The 21,468-nt window shown below is 62.4% G+C and carries 23 protein-coding genes; 6 read left to right on the top strand and 17 right to left on the bottom strand.

Translation table 11 applies throughout. The annotated features are described in order from the left end of the window. Nucleotides 1-12: 12 nt before the first annotated feature. The 5 genes from AC1M7R_RS11680 to AC1M7R_RS11660 form a co-directional block, all read right to left on the bottom strand. Nucleotides 13-621, bottom strand: a complete 609-nt coding sequence (locus AC1M7R_RS11680) for an alpha/beta fold hydrolase (RefSeq protein ID WP_490610414.1) — start codon at nt 619-621, stop codon at nt 13-15. A 32-nt stretch (nt 622-653) separates the two neighbouring features. After that, nucleotides 654-1,817: an ATP-binding protein gene (locus AC1M7R_RS11675; RefSeq protein ID WP_103894777.1), complete on the bottom strand. Its 1,164-nt coding sequence runs from the start codon at nt 1,815-1,817 to the stop codon at nt 654-656. 197 nt (nt 1,818-2,014) lie between these two features. After that, nucleotides 2,015-2,257 (bottom strand): hypothetical protein, encoded by a 243-nt coding sequence (locus AC1M7R_RS11670; RefSeq protein WP_092180543.1) that lies wholly within the window; start codon nt 2,255-2,257, stop codon nt 2,015-2,017. A 12-nt stretch (nt 2,258-2,269) separates the two neighbouring features. After that, nucleotides 2,270-2,749 (bottom strand): hypothetical protein, encoded by a 480-nt coding sequence (locus AC1M7R_RS11665; protein WP_092180541.1) that lies wholly within the window; start codon nt 2,747-2,749, stop codon nt 2,270-2,272. 114 nt (nt 2,750-2,863) lie between these two features. Further along, nucleotides 2,864-4,030: an MFS transporter gene (locus AC1M7R_RS11660; RefSeq protein WP_123595550.1), complete on the bottom strand. Its 1,167-nt coding sequence runs from the start codon at nt 4,028-4,030 to the stop codon at nt 2,864-2,866. 94 nt (nt 4,031-4,124) lie between these two features. Here AC1M7R_RS11660 and AC1M7R_RS11655 point away from each other — a divergent pair, with 94 nt between their 5' ends. Then, the gene (locus AC1M7R_RS11655) at nt 4,125-5,018 is read left to right on the top strand and encodes a LysR family transcriptional regulator (protein ID WP_072432253.1); all 894 of its coding nucleotides are present in this window, start codon (nt 4,125-4,127) and stop codon (nt 5,016-5,018) included. A gap of 7 nt (nt 5,019-5,025) precedes the next feature. On the opposite strand, the gene AC1M7R_RS11650 is transcribed toward AC1M7R_RS11655, so the two are convergent. The 6 genes from AC1M7R_RS11650 to AC1M7R_RS11625 all read right to left on the bottom strand — a co-directional run bounded on the left by AC1M7R_RS11650 (nt 5,026) and on the right by AC1M7R_RS11625 (nt 10,945). After that, nucleotides 5,026-5,901 carry a hypothetical protein gene (locus AC1M7R_RS11650; RefSeq protein ID WP_072398143.1) on the bottom strand — a complete coding sequence of 292 codons (876 nt, stop codon included), beginning with the start codon at nt 5,899-5,901 and terminating at the stop codon, nt 5,026-5,028. Nucleotides 5,902-6,185: 284 nt separating this feature from the next. Continuing rightward, entirely contained in the window at nt 6,186-6,995 is an 810-nt protein-coding gene (locus tag AC1M7R_RS11645; protein ID WP_072398145.1) for an alpha/beta fold hydrolase, read from the bottom strand. A gap of 65 nt (nt 6,996-7,060) precedes the next feature. Further along, entirely contained in the window at nt 7,061-7,927 is an 867-nt protein-coding gene (locus tag AC1M7R_RS11640; protein ID WP_072398150.1) for an alpha/beta fold hydrolase, read from the bottom strand. A gap of 109 nt (nt 7,928-8,036) precedes the next feature. Further along, the gene (locus AC1M7R_RS11635; protein ID WP_072398151.1) at nt 8,037-8,684 is read right to left on the bottom strand and encodes a ferric reductase-like transmembrane domain-containing protein; all 648 of its coding nucleotides are present in this window, start codon (nt 8,682-8,684) and stop codon (nt 8,037-8,039) included. A 210-nt stretch (nt 8,685-8,894) separates the two neighbouring features. Further along, nucleotides 8,895-10,208 (bottom strand): ATP-binding protein, encoded by a 1,314-nt coding sequence (locus AC1M7R_RS11630; protein ID WP_103894773.1) that lies wholly within the window; start codon nt 10,206-10,208, stop codon nt 8,895-8,897. Continuing rightward, the gene (locus AC1M7R_RS11625) at nt 10,205-10,945 is read right to left on the bottom strand and encodes a response regulator (RefSeq protein WP_072398154.1); all 741 of its coding nucleotides are present in this window, start codon (nt 10,943-10,945) and stop codon (nt 10,205-10,207) included. Before AC1M7R_RS11625 ends, AC1M7R_RS11630 begins: the two co-directional genes overlap by 4 nt. 275 nt (nt 10,946-11,220) lie before the next feature. Here AC1M7R_RS11625 and AC1M7R_RS11620 point away from each other — a divergent pair, with 275 nt between their 5' ends. Further along, nucleotides 11,221-11,487: a DUF2790 domain-containing protein gene (locus tag AC1M7R_RS11620; RefSeq protein ID WP_072398155.1), complete on the top strand. Its 267-nt coding sequence runs from the start codon at nt 11,221-11,223 to the stop codon at nt 11,485-11,487. Nucleotides 11,488-11,496: 9 nt separating this feature from the next. Here the strand turns inward: AC1M7R_RS11620 and AC1M7R_RS11615 are convergent, their stop codons facing one another. From AC1M7R_RS11615 to def, 5 genes are all read right to left on the bottom strand, one after another. After that, nucleotides 11,497-11,808: a tetratricopeptide repeat protein gene (locus AC1M7R_RS11615; protein ID WP_072398157.1), complete on the bottom strand. Its 312-nt coding sequence runs from the start codon at nt 11,806-11,808 to the stop codon at nt 11,497-11,499. A gap of 175 nt (nt 11,809-11,983) precedes the next feature. Further along, nucleotides 11,984-13,357 (bottom strand): Trk system potassium transporter TrkA, encoded by a 1,374-nt coding sequence (trkA, locus tag AC1M7R_RS11610; RefSeq protein WP_072398176.1) that lies wholly within the window; start codon nt 13,355-13,357, stop codon nt 11,984-11,986. Nucleotides 13,358-13,381: 24 nt separating this feature from the next. Next, nucleotides 13,382-14,692, bottom strand: a complete 1,311-nt coding sequence (rsmB, locus tag AC1M7R_RS11605) for a 16S rRNA (cytosine(967)-C(5))-methyltransferase RsmB (protein WP_072459515.1) — start codon at nt 14,690-14,692, stop codon at nt 13,382-13,384. Next, on the bottom strand, nt 14,689-15,648 hold the full coding sequence (gene fmt / locus AC1M7R_RS11600; protein ID WP_165888018.1) for a methionyl-tRNA formyltransferase: 960 nt from the start codon (nt 15,646-15,648) through the stop codon (nt 14,689-14,691). The genes rsmB and fmt overlap by 4 nt, the downstream gene beginning before the upstream one ends. 71 nt (nt 15,649-15,719) lie before the next feature. Next, entirely contained in the window at nt 15,720-16,226 is a 507-nt protein-coding gene (gene def, locus AC1M7R_RS11595) for a peptide deformylase (RefSeq protein WP_072398190.1), read from the bottom strand. Between the two features lie 178 nt (nt 16,227-16,404). Between def and AC1M7R_RS11590 the strand changes: the two genes are divergently transcribed. The 3 genes from AC1M7R_RS11590 to tsaC all read left to right on the top strand — a co-directional run bounded on the left by AC1M7R_RS11590 (nt 16,405) and on the right by tsaC (nt 19,243). Further along, nucleotides 16,405-17,430 (top strand): LysM peptidoglycan-binding domain-containing protein, encoded by a 1,026-nt coding sequence (locus AC1M7R_RS11590; protein WP_072398192.1) that lies wholly within the window; start codon nt 16,405-16,407, stop codon nt 17,428-17,430. A gap of 80 nt (nt 17,431-17,510) precedes the next feature. Continuing rightward, nucleotides 17,511-18,611 carry a DNA-processing protein DprA gene (dprA, locus tag AC1M7R_RS11585; protein ID WP_165888019.1) on the top strand — a complete coding sequence of 367 codons (1,101 nt, stop codon included), beginning with the start codon at nt 17,511-17,513 and terminating at the stop codon, nt 18,609-18,611. Between the two features lie 74 nt (nt 18,612-18,685). Further along, nucleotides 18,686-19,243: an L-threonylcarbamoyladenylate synthase type 1 TsaC gene (gene tsaC, locus AC1M7R_RS11580; protein WP_014335849.1), complete on the top strand. Its 558-nt coding sequence runs from the start codon at nt 18,686-18,688 to the stop codon at nt 19,241-19,243. Between the two features lie 156 nt (nt 19,244-19,399). Here the strand turns inward: tsaC and AC1M7R_RS11575 are convergent, their stop codons facing one another. Further along, the gene (locus tag AC1M7R_RS11575) at nt 19,400-20,377 is read right to left on the bottom strand and encodes an NADPH:quinone reductase (RefSeq protein WP_072398196.1); all 978 of its coding nucleotides are present in this window, start codon (nt 20,375-20,377) and stop codon (nt 19,400-19,402) included. Nucleotides 20,378-20,541: 164 nt separating this feature from the next. Here AC1M7R_RS11575 and hemF point away from each other — a divergent pair, with 164 nt between their 5' ends. Continuing rightward, complete coding sequence (gene hemF / locus AC1M7R_RS11570) at nt 20,542-21,456, top strand: oxygen-dependent coproporphyrinogen oxidase (RefSeq protein ID WP_072398198.1); 915 nt, start codon at nt 20,542-20,544, stop codon at nt 21,454-21,456. Nucleotides 21,457-21,468: the final 12 nt, after the last annotated feature.

The following is a 21,468-nucleotide window of genomic DNA, read 5'->3' as shown; positions in this document are numbered from 1 at the left end:
CCCCGTTCACTCTCAGGCCAGATGCCTGTCGATCAGCCTCGCCACTTCATCGGCGTGGGTAAAGCCCAGGCTGTGATCGGCGCCAGGGAACACATGCAGCTCCGCGTGGGGCAGCAGTCGAGCAAGGCGCTTGCCGACGCGAACGGGGCTGATCGAGTCCGCATCGCCCCACAGGAGCAGAACCGGCATGCGCAACTCGGCCAACCGCAGCGTGAGGTCGGTGCGGTCGTCGAGAAACCACCTCGGCAGCGTGGGGTTGGCGGCGGCAAATTCCGAGCGCCAGTCCTGCGCGTCCAGGTCGGACATATCCACACCGCCGGAGGTAACGGTCAGCGTCAGATGTGTGATCAGCTCCGGGCGTTCAAGCGCTGCCAGCACCGCGACGATACCGCCCATGGATTGCGCCACCAACGCGGTGGGCTGGTCGATTTCGGTCAGCACGCGGGTCGCCAGGTCTTGCATGCCGGCGATGTCAGGCGAGGGTGGCGTGTCGCCAAAGCCGGGCCAGCCGATATGGCGTTGCTGTGCTGGGTGGGTCAGGCGTTGGGCGACTGGATGCCAGAATTGGGTGTTGCCTGAGGCTCCGGGGAGGAAGAGGAGTTTGGTGGGGGAAGGGGGCATGGGCTGGCGCTTGCTCGGGAACATTGCAGGTTTCACACCTGACGCCGCATATATTCCGCGAAAAGTGGAACCGTGAAATTCAGGTAACCGTGATCGGTGCTGTAGATCATACCCTTGGAAATGATGTTGGCCCGAGTCGGTCCAAGTGATGATTGGGAACGTCCCATCGCCTTCGCAATATCAGCGATGGCATAAGGGCCGTCACCCAGCTCGGACATGGTCTTCACAAACTGCACTTCCGAAGGTGTAAGCCGATCAATGCGGACCCTGAAGAAACCCGCGTCAAGAGAGGCCAATGTCTCGGCATAAGAGTGCTCGACATCGTCAACAGTAATTTCAGGCCCCTCGGCGTTGTTCCATGCCGTGGAAGCCCACTCTTGAAGGAAGAAAGGATAGCCCTGCGTCCGATCAACGATACTGTCCAGAGCTGCAGTGTCTATAGAGGCTTCCTCCTCCACGATCGGCTTTTGAACAGCTTGAACAGCAGACGCTTGATCAAGCGCCCCCACCTCCGGATAAAGGAAAAGCCGCTCGGCATATGACTTCGCTTCACCCGCCAGCCGGGCGACTTGCGGAAGACCAGCACCGACCAGCAATACCGGAAGCCCTTCTTGCGACATGTGATGGACAGAGACAATCAGCGCCGATAGATCTGCTTCGGTGAGGTATTGCACTTCATCGATGAGCAGAATCCAGCCTTTGCCGGCGGCCTGTGCCGCTTCACCTATTACAGTAAAAAGATCTGGAAGATCGTATTGAAGATTTCCGCTATCCGCGAGGCCGGGCTCAGGCTCGACACCGATCTCGATGCCGCCGATATCAATCTTGAAAATGGATGCAAAACTGCGAAGCCCTTTCAGCCCACGATTGGCGATTTGCTTGGCAGCCTCAACGCTGGATAGCGCGCGCATGACCTTTCGCATTTCAGGGTAAAGAAGACGCGCAAGGCTTTCACGTTCTGGCGACTCGACCTTGGAGACGAGAAGGCCTTCTTGCTTTGCAATTTTTCCTATCTCATTCAACAGGACTGTCTTACCCGTGCCCCTCAACCCAAGGAGCATGATGGAACGCGCACTTCGCCCATTGATGGCCCGTCCACAGGCAATTCTTGCTGCCTCAAGAATCTGGTCGCGCCCCGCCAATTCAGGGGGCCTGCTGCCCGCGCCGGGCGCAAACGGATTACGGTAGGGATCCATGTCGACCTCACAAAATAGCAAAATCTATAGAAAGATAGCCAAAGCTAGCCTAACAAGCTAGCTTTGGCTATACATTGCTAGCATCCAATAGATGTGAATTTATTTCTGATGTTTTCCATGCGTGCTGCGCACTGGAACGCCAGTCCGGTCAAGCGGGAGCAAACTCCCTCGCCACAGGGCAAATCTGCCCCCTTGTTTCAGCCAACCTGCTCAAACCGCCGCCGCCTCATGAACAACCCCATCCCAATCGCCACGGCAAAAGCCGCCCACAACCCCAGATCAAACCCCAACAAGCGGCTCTGACCTGCGCCAAAGGAACCAACCGCACCCGCCGCCACCAACGCCACTCCCAGCCACTTGCGCAGCAGATACGGCTTGAGAAACCGATCGAGCAGAAAGGACACCAGCAAGGCAATGACCAATTGAGTAATGTCGGACATGTACGTCTCCAGTCAGGTCTTGATGATTAACGTCGAAAGGGTGCGTTGCGGGCCGATACCGCCGTTGACCTGCGCCTCGATGCTGACCAGCACATCGCCCGCATGGTAGGTGGGTAGGGTTTCATTGACATACCTGCGCACACCGGCCCCTACAGTTGCCGCCACGGAGGAGGGGGCCACAGCCTTGGCGGCGGCAGCGAAAGCAGTGGTGGCAAGATTGGCGATCGTGGTGCGTTGGGCATTGAGGGCATCGCCCTGTTGCCGGGTCAACGGCTTGGAGATGCCGATCATCATCAAGCACGGCAGGTTCTTGGCCTGCATCTTGTCGTATACCTCGACGACCTTGCTGTTGACGTCATAGTGGGCGCTTTTCGCTTCGCCAAAATGCAGCTCGCGCAGACGTCCGCGTTCACTGTCGGTGAGGGTGATCTGCGAGACGTTGAAGACGATCCCGTGATTGCCCATGTATTGGAAAGTCCCTTCGAACTTCATCGCCCGTATCCTTTCGAGACAAAAGGGGGCGATTTTCTATAAGGTGCAGATTGGATTCAAATCATTTCATCAAAGGGACAGATTTGCCTTCAAGCAAACCCATCCCCCTCCCTATCACACCACCGAAGCCTCAACCCCTCTGGAACGCCAGGCAAAACCCAGCACCATCAGCAGCCCCACCCCCGCCATCGCCGCGCCGGCCAGGGGGATCGCCGGGTAGCCCAGCCCGGCGTTGATCACCGCGCCACCCAGGGCCGCGCCGATGGCGTTGCCGAAATTGAAGGCCCCGATATTCACCGCCGAGGCCAGGTTGGGAGCGTCCTTGGCGGCTTCCATCACGCGCATCTGCAAGGGCGGTACCAGGGCGAAGCTGGCGATGCCCCAGACCAGGATGGCCACGCTGGTCGGCAGCGACCAGCGCATCAGCACCGTGAACGCCAGCAAGACGACGATGAGCACGCTCAGGGAAACGATCAGGGTGCGGTCTATCGAACGATCGGCCGCCCTGCCGCCCCACATGTTGCCCAGTGTCAGCCCCACGCCAAACAGCACCAGCATGACGGTGATGAAGGGGGTGGATGCGTGGGTTTCGCTGCTCAGGATCGGCGCAATGTAAGTGAAGACGGTGAACATCGCCCCCGAGCCGACCACGGTGAGGGCCAGCGCGGCCAGTACCGGGCCACGGCCAAGCACGCGGATTTCCGCCGCTGCGCCGCCGCTTTTCGGCAAGGGTACATCGGGCAGGGCGAACCACAATGCGACCATGGCCAGCACGCCGAGACCGGTGATGCCCCAGAAGGCCGTGCGCCAGCCGAACAGATCGCCAAACCAGGCGGCCAGCGGCACGCCGCCGATGGTCGCCAGGGTCAGACCCATGAACATGGCAGCGACCGCTCCTGCGCGTTTTTCCGGGGCGACCACGCTGGCGGCGACGATGGAGCCGACGCCAAAGAACGCGCCGTGGTTCAGCGAGGTCACCACCCTGGCCGCCAGCAGGCTGTAGTAGTCGGTCGCCAGCGCCGACATCAGGTTGCCCAAGGTGAATATGGCCATCAACCCGATCAGCAGATAGCGCCGGGGGACCCTGCCGGTGGTCAGGGTCATCAGCGGCGCGCCCAGCAGCACGCCCATGGCGTAAGCACTGACGAGCAAGCCTGCCGCCGGAATGGAAACGCCGAGGTCCGCCGCGATGCCGGGCAACATGCCCATAGGGGCGAACTCGGTGACGCCGATGCCAAAGGCACCGATAGCGAGTGCGACGAGTGGAGGATTGATCTGCATGGAAGACTCCTTATCTGTGCCGCAGATGCTACGATCCTGGATTTCCTGGCGGTAGATCGCTTTTTCTACAAACACTTATGCGCAAGGAGCACAAATGGACATTCAGGGCCGGTCAGGTGAAATGACGGTGTTCGCCACGGTGGCCCAGGAAGGCAGCCTCTCGGCGGCCGCGCGAGCGCTGGGGCTGACCCCCTCGGCGGTCAGCCGGATCATCGCGCGCACCGAGCAACGGCTTGGCACTCGCCTGCTGTTGCGCACGACCCGGGCGATCACGTTCACCATCGAGGGCGAGGCTTACCTGCGCGCCGCCCGGCGGATCCTGGCCGACATGGCCGAGGTCGAAGAAGCCATTGCCGACCAGGGCGTACCCAAGGGCCGTCTGCGGGTCAGTGCGGCCCTCGGCCACGGGCGGCAGACCATCGTTCCACTGGTGGCGGCGTTCAGTGCCCGCTATCCGAATATCGTCATCGATCTCAACCTGGGGGACGAAGTGGTGGATATTCTCGCCGGTCAGGCCGACGTGGCGGTGCGCTTCGGCCATCTGCCCGACAGCCCGCTGACGGCACGCAAGATCGGTGAAACCGGCCAGGTGGTGGTGGCCTCGCCGCAGTACCTGGAGCGCCATGGCACACCTCAGGAGCCGGAAGAGTTGTTGAGCCACAACTGCCTGCGCTTCAACTTCCGCCGCGCCGAACCCAACTGGCCATTCATCCGCAACGGGAAAGCGTTTTCTCTGAAGGTCAGCGGCAACATCGAATGCAGCAGTGGCGAGGCGCTCGCCCGACTGGCACGGGTAGGCGCCGGCATTGCTCGTATCGGCGAGTTCAGCGTGGCCGAGGATCTGCGGCGCGGCGATCTGGTACCGCTGCTGGAGCCTTGGAACCCCGGCGATAGGGAACCGATCCATGCCGTGTTCGTGGGCGGTGCGGCGATGCCGGCGCGGGTGCGGGTGTTCGTGGATTTCCTGGTGGAGCATCATCGGATGTGATGCTGAACTAGACGCCCCCAGGGTCATCCCCGGCTTGGCGCTTGCGTTTGACACCCCTTTTCGGCGGCTCCTCAGGTGCCCTTGTGTAGTGATATTTGACCCAGTCCCTCGCCCTCAATGCCCAGGGGTACTCCTGCCCCACAATGTCTTCACGATGTGACACTTCGGAATAGTTCTTTGCATATTTTCCCGTAATGGAGCCAAGGTTCGGTTTGAGGTTCTCTTCAAAATACTCAAATCTACTTGATCGGGTGTGCTCCAGTGCGTCGGTGCCTTTCCCCTTCCCCTGGGCGATGATGTACCACTGGAAGTCCGCCAGCTCCGGGTACAAAAAATAATGAACAAAGCGACAAACCCGAGGCTTGAGTGGCCAGGCATCCACCACAACCCACTCATCGGGTTTTTGTGTGCCCCCCACGCCAATCTTATCCGTGCTGGACATCGGGCCGATGATCGCGAAGGTATGTTCCACGGTCGTTGGAGACACCCATGCGGCGAAATATCGATCAGACAATATTTCCCTGGAGAGGGCGTAGGCAATTGCGCCCAACTGATCACAATTGCCTCCCCCCGTGATGCGTACTACATCCAGCGCACGTTTCGGTCGGGTGGTGGGATGGTCGTAACGTTTAAAACCTATTTCGCTCGGGACGTGCTCACGGCCTTGGTATTTTTCGTTATCGAGCTCGGCCAGCCAACGCGGTTCGTGTTTTTTGCGCTCCAGGTACTCATAAGTCGCTTGTGTTCGCACATGAGCTTCCCGAGTCAATGTCTGATTACCGGACCCATATTTGCGCAGTTCCAGAATGTGTCGCATGACCTTGTAAGACACACACATCAAATACCAGCGTGATCGGGAGTGGACTACCTCTTCAATGATCATAAATGCTCCATGGTCAACCCATCGTCATCCTTGCATGGAGCATAGGAGGATCGAAACGATTCGCCACTCAGGCGACCATGGGATGCAGTGCATCCACGTCCAACCAGACCAAAGCACTCTGACGCCGGACCAGGCCTGTAAGGTTTGTAAGGGACCAACCGTATTCGCGCTACCAGTACCGTCCCGAGTCAATTGCGCAGCAGATCCAAGTTTTGGGTGCTTCTCGAAACAACAGACGGATAAGCGAACCGGGCCTTTGGCGCCCAAGACCCGGTTCAGTGGAGTCAGCCCTTGGAACTGGCTTGGGCCGCTTCGATGATCAGCTCCGCGACTTTATCCGGGTTGGACGTCATCACCACGTGGGAGGCGCCCTGGACGGTGACGGTCTTTTTCGAGCCCGCACGGTCGGCCATGAACTTAAGGGCCGCTTCGGGGATGTTTTTATCCGCCGAACCGTAGATGAACCAGGACGGCGTTTTTTTCCAGGCCGGTTCGCCAGACGCTTCCTTCAAGGCCGCCTCGCTGATGGGCCGTTGGGTGGCGGCCATCAATGCGGACTCGGCCACCGGCACGTCGGCGGCAAACTGTTGGCCGAATTTGTCCTGCTGGATGTAGAGATCCTTGTTGCCGTCGTCCAACTGCACCGGAGCGGCCAGGGTCGGTCCGAGGGTACCGCCAGGGTAGCGGCCGGACAGCTCGATGGCGGTTTCGCCTTTGTCCGGCGCGAAAGCCGCGACATAGACAAGCGCCTTGACCCGTGGGTTGCCGTGCACCGCGTTGGTGATCACGGCGCCACCGTAGGAGTGACCCACCAGGATTACCGGGCCGGGGGTCTGCTCGACGATGTCGGCGACGTAGTCGGCGTCCTGCTTCACACCACGCAGCGGGTTGGCGGCGGCCACCACCGGGTAACCCTGGTTCAGCAACCGGGCGGCGACGCCATTCCAGCTGGACGACTCGGCGAACGCGCCATGCACCAGCACGACGGTAGGCTTGGTGGCATCGGGTTGCGCGGCGGTGCTGTGGAGCGATGTCAGAGCCAATGCGGCGGTGACGGTGACGGCCAAGAGCGATTTGAGCTTGAACATGATCATTCCTTTTCTGTTATGGCTATTGTTGTGCTCATGTCCCGGGCGGCACATGAGCGGATGCGATGGGCTTACTTGCCCAGGAAGTCCAGCAGATCCTGGTTGAGGCGGTCCTTGTGGGTGTCGGTCAGGCCGTGCGGCGCGCCCGGATAGACGATCAACTCGGCGTTGCGCACCAGCCTGGCGGCGGCATGGGCGGAGGCGTCGATCGGGACGATCTGATCATCGTCGCCGTGCACGATCAGTGTCGGGACGTCGAACGTGGCCAGGTCGGCGCGAAAGTCCGTCGCCGAGAACGCCGCGATGCAGTCATAGGTGTTTTTGTGGCCCGCTTGCATGCCCTGCACCCAGAACGAATCGATCAGCCCCTGGGAGACTTTCGCCCCGTCGCGGTTGAAGCCGAAGAACGGACCCGACGCGATGTCGCGATACAGCTGCGAGCGGTTGTCCAGCGAGGCCTGGCGCAGGCCGTCGAACACTTCGATCGGCAGGCCGCCTGGGTAGTCTTCGGTCTTGAGCATCATCGGCGGAACGGCGCTGATCAGTGCGGCCTTCTTCACTCGGTCGGTACCGTGGCGGCCGATATAGCGGGTGATTTCGCCGCCACCGGTGGAGAACCCCACCAGGGTGATGTCGTTGAGGTCCAGGGTGTCGATCACGGTGGCCAGGTCATCGGCGTAGTGATCCATGTCGTTACCTTCCCACGGCTGGCTGGAGCGGCCATGGCCGCGACGGTCGTGGGCGATCACCCGATAGCCTTTGTCAGCCAGGAACAGCATCTGGGATTCCCAGCTGTCGGAATTCAGCGGCCAGCCGTGGCTGAAGGTGACGACTGGCCCATCTTTCGGGCCCCAGTCTTTGTAGTAGAGCTGTACGCCGTCCTGAGTGGTGATATAGCTGCCGGCCTGGGCCTGAGGAGTCTGGGTGCGAGTGCTCATTTTTGTTTCCTTGTTTTTAGGCAGTCGGAATGACTGCTTCCGAGAAATCTATCGAAGCGATATGTCGTGTCTGAGAAGGCGGCTTCGTTTGCTGTGGATCGCAGGTCTATCAGGAGGCGACCGCCCCTCGGCGCATCGACGCCTGCCTGGCTTGGCTGCGTTTGTTGGCCATGGCCAGCTTGCCCACCAGGCGGATCGCCACGGCGGCGCAGGTGATGCCGAAGGGCAGCACGTACCAGTCGCTCATCGGGATGCGTTTGAAGTTGGAGAAGGCAAACACAGCGGCGATGATCCACATGCCGGTGACGTGCAATGTCTTCCATGCCTTGGGTCCCAGCAGTCGGGCTGGCCCTTTGAATGACGTCAGTGCCATCAGCAGGATGAAGGCGTAGGCGGTGCCGCCCGGGATGTTGTTGGCAACGGTGCGGGCCGGCCAGAACTCGGTGTTGAGCTGCCCATACCCGTAGATCAGTACGGCATGTATCAGGTGGGAGAAGGCAAAGGCGAGGCCGATGAAGCGCCTCTCACGAACCAGTGCCTTGGAAAGTGGTGAAGGCACCAGTACGGCGAAGGCCGATGCGGTGAACGCGATCAGGAACAGTACGAAGGAAGAACGGGCGGTGGCGCGGATGGCGCTGCGCAGTCCCTCCACCAGGTCAGGTTGCACCGCCACGGTCGCGATGCTCATCGCCACCACCAGGGCGGCGATCAGGCCGAACAGTTGCCAGCCCTGGGGGCGGTAGGATTGGGTATTCATCGCAAGTTCTCCTGTCGTGAGGGCTCGCCATTCGGGGATCCGGTGGCGAGTCGATGGGGAGAATTCTTGCAGCGGCATGTATACCGGCTATGTTCGACAACCGGCGGTTATACGTTCTTATGAGTATGTGAATGGGCTGGATACAGTGGCTTACAAATGGCCCCTGGATCCGGCCGGTAGAGGCTGCACACAAGGTGCAGCCAGCACGGCCTACCGATCGACGCTGAAGTCGAGGGTCACGCAAAGACCACCGCCGTCGCGGTTGCGCAGGCTCAGCGAGCCGCCAATCGCGTTGGCCAACTGCTGAGCGATGGCAAGGCCCAGGCCGGTGCCGCCAGTGCTGCGGTTGCGTGAGCTTTCCACCCGGTAGAACGGCTTGACCACCTCGGCCAGGATCTCCTCGGGAATCCCCGGCCCTCGGTCAAGCACCTTGATGGAAACGCCTGTGCTGGCGTTGCCGCAGATTTCCACTTCGGCGGTGCCGGCGTACTTCAGCGCGTTATCCACCAGGTTCACCAGGATACGACGCAGGGCATGGGGTCTTGTCTCGATGACCGCGCCGTTCTTGCCGATCAGGCTGACCTCTCGACCGGTGTCCTGGTAGTCGCACACCAGGCTGTCGAGAAAGGAGTCCAGGCTGATACGGCAACTGGTTTCAGTCGCGCCATGGACGCTGCGCGCATAAGCGACACCTTCACGCACCAGGTGCTCGATTTCGTCCAGGTCGTTGCCCAGTTTGTCTTTCTCGACCGAGTCATCCATGAACTCGGCGCGCAGCTTCATGCGCGTAATGGGCGTCTGCAGGTCATGGGAAATGGCCGCGAGCAATTGCATGCGTTCTTTCAGGTACGCGGCGATACGCGCCTGCATGCTGTTGAAGGCCCGGGCGGCATACGCCACTTCCCGGGGGCCGTTTTCATCCAACTGCACCGGGTGTGCGTTCGGGTCGAGGTTCTCGACCGCCTCGGCGAGGCGGCTGAGGGGGCGGATCGCGATCCGCACGGCAAGCCAGGTGCAGCCGATCATCAACACCAACTGACCGAACAGGACAAAGGGCAACCAGGGCGACAACGGCCTGACCGAAGGGCGCACATCGATGGTGACCGGACTGCCGTCAGCCAGTCGCACCTGGGCCTGGAAATGCTGGCGAGGGCCGGGGATCTCGACGAAGGTCAGGTCATAGTTGCGGCCCAGGGAGGCCTGCAGTGACTGCGCCGCAGTCGCAGCGAGATCGTTCGAAGCAAGTGGAATGCCAGGGTCGTGCTCGCGCAGCAGATAGTCATAGTTGCGACGCTGCAGGCGTTTGGTCCACTCCAGGCGCTCGGCGGCCGGCAGACGGTCGAGAATGGCGATGGACGTCGCTGTGTCGTGTTCGAAGTTGCCCAGCATCGCCGTCTTGGTGCTCTGGTAGCGTTCGTAGTACTGGGCTGCGAACGTCAGGGATTGGGCGAGGATCAGACCGACAAGGAACACCAGCCACAGCCGCGAGGCCAGCGTGCGGGGCCATTGCAAGGCGAGCTTCATGCCTGTTCCCCAAGCACTTCCACCGCAAAGGTAAAGACGTAGCCTTCGTTGCGCACAGTCTTGAGGTAGAGGGGTTCGCGCGCGTCATCCATCAAACGCTGCCGCACGCGGCTGACCAGCAGGTCAATGGAGCGATCGAAGATGTCCGCGTCACGGCCCTGGGTCAGGTTGAGCAGTTGGTCGCGACTCAGTACCCGCTGGGGATGATCGAGAAATACCCGCAGCAGCCTGTACTCGGCGCCGCTCAGGGAGACGAGCGTGTCGTCTTCATCGAGCAGATGGCGGGCGGTGGTGTCCAGGCGCCACCGGCCGAACTTGAGCAGGCGGCCGCTTTCGGTGACGACGAAGTTGGGCGGCAGCATGCGGGTACGCCGAAGCACGGCATTGATCCGCGCCAGCAGCTCCCGGGCAGCGAAGGGTTTGGCCAGGTAGTCGTCGGCCCCCATCTCCAGGCCAATGATGCGGTCGGTCTCGTCGGTGCGAGCCGTCAGCATCAGCACGGGGGTCGCCTTGTGTTTTCCGGCGCGCAGTTCGCGACACAGCAGCAGCCCGTCATCCCCCGGCATCATGATGTCGAGCACGATCAGATCCACCTGGTTGGTTTCGAGAAAGGCCCGCATCTGGCGCCCATCGGCAACCACGGTGGTGCGCAGACCGTTTTTCTTCAGGTAGTTGCCGACCAGCTCCCTGATTTCCCGATCATCATCCACGATCAATACGTGATCGACATGTTCCATGCCCTGCTCTCCGAAATGCGCGCATCAGTTGCGCAGTATGGCGATGCTTTGCTGCCGGATGGCAGGGCACCGCAGTTCAGCCTGTCCAGACCGAGGCCAAGCAAAAACAGTGGCGATTGTATCGCTCTGTATCGCAACCCACCTCAGATACGTAACCCATCCAACCGAGGTATTTCTCGACACAGCCGAGATACCTCCCAGGCCTTTAATGAGCTCCATCGAGACAACATGAATCGCCTCGATGACGCCATCGAACTCATTGAAGGAAAACGACCATGAACCTGAAAACCATTGCCACTGCTTGCCTGATGACCGCCCTGAGCGCCGGCGCATTACCCGCCATGGCCCAAGCCAACGCAGCAAGCGAAACCTACTCCTACGGCACCCACCTGGACATTGCGAAAGTGGTTTCGCTGACCGAAGACGCTGGCCAGACCTGCGGGTTGGTGAATGCGCACATCACCTACCTCGACTCCATGGGCGAACAGCGAGCCCTGACATACCTCAAGCAGGCAGCCGATTGCAACAATCAAGGGGGCTGAGGTGGGAGCTCAGGGATGGCGATCCAGTTTCCTGAGGAACACCGCCATCTCTTTTTCCGCCTGTTTGTCGCCATGGGCGCGGGCGGCCTCAAGGCCTTGTTCCCAGGCACGACGTGCTGCCGCCAGGTCGCCTTGCCCTTGATGAGCCTTGCCCAGCAGTTTCCATGCGGCTGAATATTTGGGATCGAATTCGACGCAGCGCTGCAGGTGTTCGGCGGCGCGGGTGAATTCGCCGAGGTCCAGGTACCCCTTGCCCAGGCCGAAGCGCAGCAGTGCGTTATCCACGCCCTTGGCGAGCATTTTTTCCAGGGAGTCGAGCATGGCGGCGTCCTTATCGGTTGTGTCAGGGTTGATCCGTTGGCTGCTAGATAGCTATCGCAAGCAGTCTCGCTCCCACAGGGGTCGGCGTTGTTCACAACATTTGTGAGCAATGAAGATCCTCTGTGGGAGCGAGCCTGCTCGCGATGAGGCCCTTTGCGTCACTGCGCATCCCGGATCAGAAGAAACTCAACCCCACGTGGAACAGCTTCTCGACGTCGCGAATGTGCTTCTTGTCCACCAGGAACAGGATCACATGGTCGCCGGCCTGGATCATGGTGTCGTCATGGGCGATCAGCACTTCTTCATCGCGGATGATCGCGCCGATGGTGGTGCCCGGTGGCAGGCCGATGTCGCGGATGGCCTTGCCGATGACCTTGCTGGACTTGGCGTCGCCGTGGGCGATCGCCTCGATGGCCTCGGCCGCGCCACGACGCAGGGAGTGCACACTGACAATGTCGCCACGCCGCACGTGGGCCAGCAGGGTGCCGATGGTTGCCAGCTGCGGGCTGATGGCGATGTCGATCTCGCCGCCCTGGATCAGGTCGACATAGGCCGGGTTGTTGATGATGGTCATCACCTTCCGCGCCCCCAGGCGCTTGGCCAGCAGCGACGACATGATGTTGGCTTCGTCGTCGTTGGTCAGGGCCAGGAAGATGTCGGCGTCGGCGATGTTTTCTTCCAGCAGCAGGTCACGGTCCGAGGCGCTGCCTTGCAATACCACGGTGCTGTCGAGGGTGTCCGAGAGATAACGGCAGCGCGCCGGGTTCATCTCGATGATCTTCACCTGGTAACGGCTTTCGATGGCTTCGGCCAGACGCTCGCCGATTTGCCCGCCACCGGCGATCACGATGCGCTTGTTTTTCTCGTCGAGGCGACGCATCTCACTCATTACCGCACGGATATTGGCCTTGGCGGCGATGAAGAACACTTCGTCGTCGGCTTCGATCACCGTGTCGCCCTGGGGCAGGATCGGCCGGTCACGTCGGAAAATCGCCGCGACCCGCGTTTCCACATTGGGCATGTGCTGGCGCAGCTGGCGCAACTGCTGCCCTACCAACGGGCCGCCGTAGTAGGCCTTGACCGCCACCAGTTGCGCCTTGCCTTCGGCAAAGTCGATTACCTGCAAGGCGCCGGGGTGCTCGATCAGGCGCTTGATGTAGTTGGTCACCACCTGCTCGGGGCTGATCAACACATCCACCGGAATCGCTTCGTTGTCGAACAGGTCGGCGCGGGTCAGGTAGGCCGCTTCCCGCACCCGGGCGATCTTGGTCGGGGTGTGGAACAGGGTGTGGGCCACCTGGCAGGCCACCATGTTGGTTTCATCGCTGTTGGTCACGGCCACCAGCATGTCGGCATCGTCGGCGCCGGCCTGGCGCAGCACTGTCGGCAGGGAACCGCGTCCTTGCACGGTACGGATATCGAGACGATCGCCCAGGTCCCGCAGGCGCTCGCCGTTCGTGTCGACCACGGTGATGTCATTGGCCTCGCTGGCCAGATGCTCAGCCAGCGAACCCCCCACCTGCCCTGCACCGAGGATGATGATTTTCATCCGGTCACTCCTATCGAATCGGTCTTAACCGCGTGTGGCGGCGATCTTGATCAGCTTGGCGTAATAAAACCCATCATGGCCGCCCTCCTGGGCCAGCAACTGGCGGCCGTGTGGCTGCTTCAGGCCGGCCTGGCTGGCGATGTCCAGCTCCCGGGCGCCCGGAGTCCGGGCGAGGAAGGCGTCGATCACCTCGGTGTTCTCGGTCGGCAACGTCGAACAGGTGGCATAGAGCAGGATGCCGCCCACCTCGAGGGTCAACCACAGGGCATCGAGCAATTCGCCCTGCAGAACCGCCAACGCGGCGATGTCGTCCGACTGGCGGGTGAGCTTGATGTCAGGGTGGCGACGGATCACGCCGGTGGCCGAACACGGTGCATCCAGCAAGATCCGCTGGAACGGCTTGCCGTCCCACCAAGAAGCGGTGTCGCGGCCATCGGCAGTGATCAGCTCGGCTGCCAGGCCCAGGCGTTCTAGGTTCTCCTTCACCCGCACCAGGCGCTTGGCTTCCAGGTCCACGGCCACCACACCGGCCAACCCAGGCTCGGCTTCGAGGATGTGGCAGGTCTTGCCCCCCGGGGCGCAGCAGGCGTCCAGCACCCGGTGGCCTGGCGCCAGGTCCAGCAGGTCGGCGGCCAGTTGCGCGGCTTCGTCCTGGACGCTGATCCAGCCCTCGGCGAACCCCGGCAGCGTGCGTACGTCCCCCGGAGTTTCCAGCAGGATGCCGTCGCGGCTATAGACGCAGGGCCTGGCCGGGATGCCCGCCTCGCCCAGCAAAGCCAGGTAGGCATCGCGGGTGTGATGGCGGCGGTTGACCCGCAGGATCATCGGCGGATGGGCATTGTTGGCGGCGCAGATGGCCTCCCATTGCTCGGGCCAGAAGGCCTTCAGGGACTTCTGCAGCCACCGCGGATGGGCGGTGCGCACCACCGGGTCATGTTCCAGCTCGGCCAGCAGGCTTTCGCTTTCGCGCTGGGCGCGGCGCAGCACGGCATTGAGCAGGGCCTTGGCCCACGGCTTCTTCAACTTGTCGGCGCAGCCTACGGTCTCGCCGATGGCGGCGTGGGCCGGAACGCGGGTGTAGAGCAACTGATAGAGCCCCACCAGCAGCAGGGCTTCGACGTCGGCATCGGCAGCCTTGAACGGTTTCTGCAAGAGCCTGGCGGCCAGCGCTGACAACCTCGGCTGCCAGCGGGCGGTGCCGAAGGCCAGGTCCTGGGTGAAACCGCGGTCGCGGTCTTCGACCTTGTCCAGCTGGGTCGGCAGGGAACTGTTGAGCGAGGCTTTGCCACTGAGGACCGCGGCAAGCGCCCTGGCGGCGGCCAGACGCGGGTTCATGAGGCGTCCGCCACGTGGCCCAGCACGGTGCCGACGGCAAATTTCTCACGGCGACTGTTGTACAAATCGCTGAAATTCAGCGCCTTGCCGCCGGGCAATTGCAGACGCGTCAGACACAAGGCCTGCTCGCCGCACGCGACAACCAGACCGTCCTTGCTGGCATCGAGGATCTGCCCGGGGGAGCCCGCACCTTCGGCGAGGCGGGCGGCCAGCACCTTCAGCGTCTCGCCGCCCAGCGTGCTGTGGCAGATCGGCCAGGGATTGAAGGCGCGCACCAATCGCTCCAGCTCGATGGCCGGACGGCTCCAGTCGATGCGGGCCTCATCCTTGTTCAACTTGTGGGCGTAGGTGGCAAGGCTGTCATCCTGCACTTCGCCGGCCAGCGTACCGGCAGCCAGGCCGGCGATGGCCTGGACCACGGCCGGCGGGCCGATGAGCGCGAGACGGTCATGCAGGCTGCCGCCGGTATCGTCGGCGCCGATGGGGGTCGTCACCTTGAGCAGCATCGGCCCGGTGTCCAGGCCGGCTTCCATGCGCATCACGGTCACGCCACTCTCGGCATCGCCCGCTTCCACGGCGCGCTGGATCGGCGCCGCACCGCGCCAGCGCGGCAACAGTGAAGCGTGGCTGTTGATGCAACCCAGGCGCGGAATGTCCAGCACCACCTGAGGCAGGATCAGGCCATAGGCGACCACCACCATCAGGTCCGGCTTCAGCGCGGCCAGTTCAGCCTGGGCCTGTGGGTCACGCAGGGTCGGCGGCTGCAAGACGGGCAGGCCATTTTCCAGGGCCAGTTGCTTGACCGGGCTGGTCATCAGTTTCTGCCCGCGACCGGCGGGCCGATCCGGCTGGGTGTAGACCGCAACGATGTCATGGGGGCTGGCCAGCAGGGCCTTGAGGTGTTCGGCGGCGAACTCGGGCGTGCCGGCAAAGACGATGCGCAGTGGCTCAGTCATGGGAAGCTCTCGATTACAAAGCGGTCGCATAAAGAAAAAGGCTTGCCGCGGCAAGCCTTTGAAGGGGGGCATCAAGCATTCTGGCGATGGATCTTTTCCAGTTTTTTCTTGATCCGGTCACGCTTGAGCGTAGACAGATAATCCACGAACAGCTTGCCGTTGAGATGGTCGCATTCGTGCTGGATGCACACCGCCAGCAAGCCTTCGGCGATCAGTTCGTACGGCTTGCCGTCACGGTCCAGGGCCTTGATCCTGACCTTCTGCGGGCGGTCGACGTTTTCGTAGAAGCCTGGGACCGAGAGGCAACCTTCCTGGTACTGCTCCATCTCGTCGGTGAGGGTTTCGAACTCCGGATTGATGAACACCCGCGGCTCGCTGCGGTCTTCGGAGAGGTCCATCACCACGATACGCTTGTGTACGTTGACCTGGGTCGCGGCGAGGCCGATGCCTGGCGCTTCATACATTGTTTCAAACATGTCATCGACCAACTGGCGCACTTCGTCGTCCACTACGGCCACCGGTTTGGCGATAGTGCGCAGGCGCGGATCGGGAAACTCGAGAATGTTCAAAATGGCCATAAGCTTGATAAATGCACGTGTGAGGTAAAGTCGGGTGGCTGGCCTGGCGTGTCTTGGGATGCAGGCTACCGTTGTAAAACGTCGCTCTTGGAGCTGCCCTGAAACGCAGCAGCCCACGGAGCGAGCCATGGGGGCTCTGGCGTTTTACGCGAACGCACATGATAAAGGGATTCACCGCATGAGGAAATCACTACTCGCCCTGCTCCTTCTGGCCTCGGCCGGCATCGCGCACGGGCAAGTGCAACTTAGGGAAGGTTTTCCGCAGCAATACACAGTGGTGCCGGGGGACACGCTGTGGGACATTTCCGGCAAATACCTGCGCGAGCCCTGGAAATGGCCCGAGCTCTGGCAGGCCAACCCGCAGGTCGAAAACCCGAACCTGATCTACCCCGGCGACACCCTGTCGCTGGTCTACGTCAACGGCCAGCCCCGATTGACCCTCAGCCGCGGCGCCTCGCGGGGCACCATCAAGCTGTCGCCGCGCGTGCGCAGCTCGCCGGTGGCCGATGCCATCCCCAGCATACCGCTGCAAGCCATCAACAGCTTCCTGCTGAGCAACCGCATCGTCGACAGCGCCGAGGACTTCGACAAGGCCCCCTACGTGGTCGCCGGCGACGCCGAACGGGTCCTCAGCGGCATGGGCGACCGGATCTTCGCCCGCGGCACGTTCGATGCAAACCAGTCGGCGTACGGCATCTTCCGTCAGGGCAAGGTCTACACCGATCCCGAAACCAAGGAATTCCTGGGCATCAATGCCGACGACATCGGCGGCGGTGAAGTGGTCGCCACCGAAGGCGACGTCACCACCCTGGCCCTGCAACGCACCACCCAGGAAGTTCGTCTCGGCGATCGTCTGTTCAGCGGCGAAGAACGGGCCATCAACTCCACCTTCATGCCCAGCGCACCGAAGTCGCAGATCGACGGACTGATCCTCGACGTGCCCCGGGGCGTGACCCAGATCGGCGCCCTGGATGTGGTGACCCTGAACAAGGGTCGCCGCGACGGCCTGGCCGAAGGCAACGTCCTGGCGGTGATGAAGACCGGGGAAACCGTACGCGACCGCATCACCGGCGAACCGGTGAAGATCCCCGACGAAAGGGCCGGCCTGCTGATGGTTTTCCGCACCTACGACAAGCTCAGCTATGGCCTGGTGCTGTATGCCTCGCGGTCGCTGGCGATCCTCGACAAGGTGCGCAATCCATAACGGGTCTCACAAGTTACCAACAGAGTTATCCACAGCTTGTTCCCGTTTGTTCGGGGCTAATAACGATCAAGGATGATCCGATGTCATTGCCTGAATTCGCTTCGGTTTCCCCGGCGGAACTGGAAGCTCGCCTACGCCTGCACCGCTTGCCGGAGCTTGGGCCCAGACGTTTCATGACCCTGATGGAGGCCTTCGGTTCGGCCTCCAGCGCCGTCAGCGCGCCGGCCAGCGCGTGGCGTGCGCTGGGGTTGCCCATGGCCTGTGCCGAGGCGCGCCGCAACCCGGATGTACGCGATGGCGCCGCCCATGCATTGGCCTGGCTGGAGCGCGCGGGCCAGCATTTATTGATGTGGGACCAGCCTGAGTACCCGGCAATGCTGGCGCAGATCAGCGATGCGCCACCGCTGCTCTTCGCCGCCGGCGACCCCGGGATCCTGGAAAAACCGCAACTGGCCATGGTCGGCAGTCGTCGCGCCTCGCGGCCGGGCATGGATACCGCGGCGGCCTTTTCCCGGAGCCTGGCCAGCGCCGGCTTCGTCATTACCAGCGGGCTGGCCCTGGGTATCGATGCGGCGGCCCATCAAGCGGCGCTGGACGTCGGAGGGCAGACCGTCGGCGTGCTGGGCACCGGGCTGGAAAATTTTTATCCACAGCGCAATCGTCGGCTGGCCGACGCCATGATTGCCCAAGGCAGCGCAGTGCTTTCGGAATTCCCACTGGACGCGCCACCCCATGCCGGCAACTTTCCACGTCGCAACCGGATCATCAGCGGCCTGTCCCTCGGGGTACTGGTGGTGGAGGCCAGTGTCGCCAGCGGTTCACTGATCACCGCACGGCTCGCCGCGGAACAGGGCCGCGAGGTCTACGCCATTCCGGGGTCGATCCATCACCCGGGCGCGCGGGGCTGTCACCAATTGATCCGCGACGGAGCGGCGCTGGTGGAAACCGTCGAGCATATCCTCGAAGCGTTGCGGGGCTGGCAGCGTCTCCCGTCGACCTGGGAGCCGGTCGCCTCGGCGCACCCGCTGTTGCGCCTGCTCCACGCCGCGCCGCTTACCAGCGAGGCCCTGGCCGATGCCAGCGGCTGGGCATTGCCCAAAGTGCTGGCGGCACTGACCGAACTGGAGATGCAAGGGCTGGCCGTGTGTGACAACGGACGCTGGCTTGCGCGGGCCGGTTAGGTTTACCTGCTGGGTTTTATGGGGAAGATCGGTAAACTGCACGCAGCCTTAATTGTGTGTTGCGGAGAACTTTCATGGTCAACAGTTGGCGTGTGCAACAAGCCGCGCGAGAAATTCGCGCCGGGGCGGTGATTGCCTATCCAACCGAAGCGGTCTGGGGCCTGGGCTGCGATCCGTGGAACGAGGAGGCGGTGGAGCGCCTGCTGGCGATCAAGTCGCGGCTGCCCGACAAGGGCCTGATCCTGGTGGCCGATAACATCCACCAGTTCGATTTCCTGTTCGAAGACTTCCCCGAAACCTGGATGGACCGCATGGCCAGCACCTGGCCGGGGCCCAATACGTGGCTAGTACCTCACCAGAACCTGCTGCCGGAATGGATTACCGGCGTGCACGACACGGTTGCCCTGCGGGTCAGCGATCACCCCACCGTACGAGACCTGTGCTCGCTGGTCGGGCCGCTGGTGTCCACCTCGGCCAACCCTCAGGGTCGCCCGGCGGCGCGCACGCGGATTCGTGTCGAGCAGTACTTCCGTGGGCAGATCGACCTGGTACTCGGCGGCAACCTGGGCGGGCGCAAGAACCCCAGCGTGATTCGCGACCTGGCGACAGGGAAGGTCGTGCGCCCGGACTGAGGCGGGATACAAATTCTGCATCCTGCACAGAACCCCTTTGGGAGCGAGCTTGCACGCAATAGCGTCAGGCCAGCCAGCATTGATGTCGACTGACACACCGCCATCGCGAGCAGGCTCGCTCCCACAGGTTCTGCAGGACACCTTCGTCCGTGTAGCTCAAGGCAGGAGGATGGTCGACCCCGTCGTCCGCCGCGCCGACAGTTCGGTCTGGGCCTTGGCCGCTTCCGCCAGCGGATACCGCTGGTTGATATCCACCGTGAGCTTGCCGCTGCTGATCATCCCGAACAGTTCGTCGGCCATGCGCTGCAGGTTTTCGGCGTTGTTGGCGTAGGTTGCCAGGGTCGGGCGGGTGACATACAGCGAGCCTTTGGCCGAGAGGATCCCCAGGTTCACACCGTCCACCGCACCCGAAGCGTTGCCGAAGCTCACCACCAGGCCACGGGGAGCGACGCAGTCCAGGGAGGTCAGCCAGGTGTCCTTGCCCACCCCGTCGTACACCACCGGGACTTTCTTGCCGTCAGTCAATTCCAGCACACGCTGTACGACGTTTTCCTTGCTGTAGTCGATGGTTTCCCAGGCGCCATGGGCCTTGGCGACAGCGGCTTTTTCCGGCGAGCTGACGGTACCGATCAACTTCACGCCCAGGGCCTTGGCCCATTGGCAGGCCAGGGACCCCACGCCCCCGGCGGCGGCATGGAACAGGATGGTTTCGCCCGCCTTGATTTCATAGGTCTGGCGCAGCAGGTACTGCACGGTCAGGCCCTTGAGCATCACGCCGGCGGCCTGTTCGAAACCGATGGATTCGGGCAGATGCACCAGGTTGGCTTCGGGCAATACATGCACATCGCTGTAGGCGCCCAGCGGACCGCTGCCATAGGCCACCCGGTCGCCCACCTTGAATCGCGTGACAGCACTGCCGACCGCTTCCACCACACCCGCCCCTTCGGAACCCAACCCCGAAGGCAACGCCGGTGGTGGGTAGAGGCCGCTGCGGTAGTAGGTGTCGATGAAATTCAGGCCGATCGCCCGATTGCTGACGCGCACCTGCTGCGGCCCCGGCTCGGCAGGCTGGTAGTCCACGTACTCGAGTACCTCGGGACCGCCGTGGGAACTGAACTGGATACGTTTGGCCATCTTCACTTTCTCCTTGTCGCGGGCTTTTTACCAAGCCTGCTATCGGACTCCTAAGCCTGGCCTTCGTCAACTGTGGCGTTGCCGAACGCGATGTTATCCTGTGCGCCCATTTGCCACCCGGCCCGTCGTACGCCGCGTAGCCCAGCCCTGATCAAGGTGATGTCATGACCACTCGCACCGAGGCCGTGAAAGCCTATCTGCTCGACCTGCAAGACCGTATCTGTGCCGCCCTGGAGACCGAGGACGGCGGCACTCGTTTCGTCGAAGACGCCTGGGCCCGGCCTGCCGGTGGTGGCGGTCGTACGCGGGTGATTGAAAACGGTACGGTGATCGAAAAGGGCGGCGTCAACTTTTCCCACGTCTTTGGCAGCGGCCTCCCACCGTCGGCCAGCGCCCACCGGCCGGAACTGGCCGGGCGCGGTTTCGAGGCACTGGGGGTGTCGCTGGTCATCCACCCCCACAACCCCCATGTACCGACCTCCCACGCCAACGTGCGTTTCTTCATCGCCGAAAAGGAAGGCGAAGAGCCGGTCTGGTGGTTCGGCGGCGGCTTCGACCTGACGCCTTACTACGGTGTGGAAGAAGACTGCGTGCATTGGCACCGTGTGGCCGAGCAAGCCTGCGCCCCGTTCGGCCCGGAGGTCTATCCGCGCTACAAGGCCTGGTGCGATAGCTATTTCCACCTCAAGCACCGGAACGAACCCCGGGGCATCGGCGGCCTGTTCTTCGACGACCTCAACGAGTGGGATTTCGACACCTGCTTCGCGTTCATCCGCGCCATCGGCGACGCCTACATCGATGCCTACCTGCCCATCGTGCGCCGCCGCAAACATGATCCCTTCACTGCCAAGCAGCGCGAATTTCAGGAGTTCCGCCGTGGACGCTACGTGGAATTCAACCTGGTCTACGACCGCGGCACCCTGTTCGGGCTGCAATCGGGCGGCCGGACCGAATCGATCCTGATGTCCCTGCCACCACAGGTGCGCTGGGGCTACGACTGGAAAGCCGAACCGGGCAGCGAAGAGGCGCGGCTGACCGAGTACTTCCTGCAGGATCGTGATTGGCTGGCGACAGCCTGAACGGGGAACGAC

Source organism: Pseudomonas sp. MS01C9 (genome assembly GCF_058202755.1).
This window is presented reverse-complemented; position numbering and strand designations above follow the sequence as displayed.

Excerpts from the sequence above, each read along its gene's own strand:
- AC1M7R_RS11680 (WP_490610414.1), bottom strand. The coding sequence starts at position 621 with ATGCCCCCTTCCCCCACCAAACTCCTCTTCCTCCCCGGAGCCTCAGGC.
- AC1M7R_RS11675 (WP_103894777.1), bottom strand. The coding sequence starts at position 1,817 with ATGGATCCCTACCGTAATCCGTTTGCGCCCGGCGCGGGCAGCAGGCCC.
- AC1M7R_RS11670 (WP_092180543.1), bottom strand. The coding sequence starts at position 2,257 with ATGTCCGACATTACTCAATTGGTCATTGCCTTGCTGGTGTCCTTTCTG.
- AC1M7R_RS11665 (WP_092180541.1), bottom strand. The coding sequence starts at position 2,749 with ATGAAGTTCGAAGGGACTTTCCAATACATGGGCAATCACGGGATCGTC.
- AC1M7R_RS11660 (WP_123595550.1), bottom strand. The coding sequence starts at position 4,030 with ATGCAGATCAATCCTCCACTCGTCGCACTCGCTATCGGTGCCTTTGGC.
- AC1M7R_RS11655 (WP_072432253.1), top strand. The coding sequence starts at position 4,125 with ATGGACATTCAGGGCCGGTCAGGTGAAATGACGGTGTTCGCCACGGTG.
- AC1M7R_RS11650 (WP_072398143.1), bottom strand. The coding sequence starts at position 5,901 with ATGATCATTGAAGAGGTAGTCCACTCCCGATCACGCTGGTATTTGATG.
- AC1M7R_RS11645 (WP_072398145.1), bottom strand. The coding sequence starts at position 6,995 with ATGATCATGTTCAAGCTCAAATCGCTCTTGGCCGTCACCGTCACCGCC.
- AC1M7R_RS11640 (WP_072398150.1), bottom strand. The coding sequence starts at position 7,927 with ATGAGCACTCGCACCCAGACTCCTCAGGCCCAGGCCGGCAGCTATATC.
- AC1M7R_RS11635 (WP_072398151.1), bottom strand. The coding sequence starts at position 8,684 with ATGAATACCCAATCCTACCGCCCCCAGGGCTGGCAACTGTTCGGCCTG.
- AC1M7R_RS11630 (WP_103894773.1), bottom strand. The coding sequence starts at position 10,208 with ATGAAGCTCGCCTTGCAATGGCCCCGCACGCTGGCCTCGCGGCTGTGG.
- AC1M7R_RS11625 (WP_072398154.1), bottom strand. The coding sequence starts at position 10,945 with ATGGAACATGTCGATCACGTATTGATCGTGGATGATGATCGGGAAATC.
- AC1M7R_RS11620 (WP_072398155.1), top strand. The coding sequence starts at position 11,221 with ATGAACCTGAAAACCATTGCCACTGCTTGCCTGATGACCGCCCTGAGC.
- AC1M7R_RS11615 (WP_072398157.1), bottom strand. The coding sequence starts at position 11,808 with ATGCTCGACTCCCTGGAAAAAATGCTCGCCAAGGGCGTGGATAACGCA.
- trkA (WP_072398176.1), bottom strand. The coding sequence starts at position 13,357 with ATGAAAATCATCATCCTCGGTGCAGGGCAGGTGGGGGGTTCGCTGGCT.
- rsmB (WP_072459515.1), bottom strand. The coding sequence starts at position 14,692 with ATGAACCCGCGTCTGGCCGCCGCCAGGGCGCTTGCCGCGGTCCTCAGT.
- fmt (WP_165888018.1), bottom strand. The coding sequence starts at position 15,648 with ATGACTGAGCCACTGCGCATCGTCTTTGCCGGCACGCCCGAGTTCGCC.
- def (WP_072398190.1), bottom strand. The coding sequence starts at position 16,226 with ATGGCCATTTTGAACATTCTCGAGTTTCCCGATCCGCGCCTGCGCACT.
- AC1M7R_RS11590 (WP_072398192.1), top strand. The coding sequence starts at position 16,405 with ATGAGGAAATCACTACTCGCCCTGCTCCTTCTGGCCTCGGCCGGCATC.
- dprA (WP_165888019.1), top strand. The coding sequence starts at position 17,511 with ATGTCATTGCCTGAATTCGCTTCGGTTTCCCCGGCGGAACTGGAAGCT.
- tsaC (WP_014335849.1), top strand. The coding sequence starts at position 18,686 with ATGGTCAACAGTTGGCGTGTGCAACAAGCCGCGCGAGAAATTCGCGCC.
- AC1M7R_RS11575 (WP_072398196.1), bottom strand. The coding sequence starts at position 20,377 with ATGGCCAAACGTATCCAGTTCAGTTCCCACGGCGGTCCCGAGGTACTC.
- hemF (WP_072398198.1), top strand. The coding sequence starts at position 20,542 with ATGACCACTCGCACCGAGGCCGTGAAAGCCTATCTGCTCGACCTGCAA.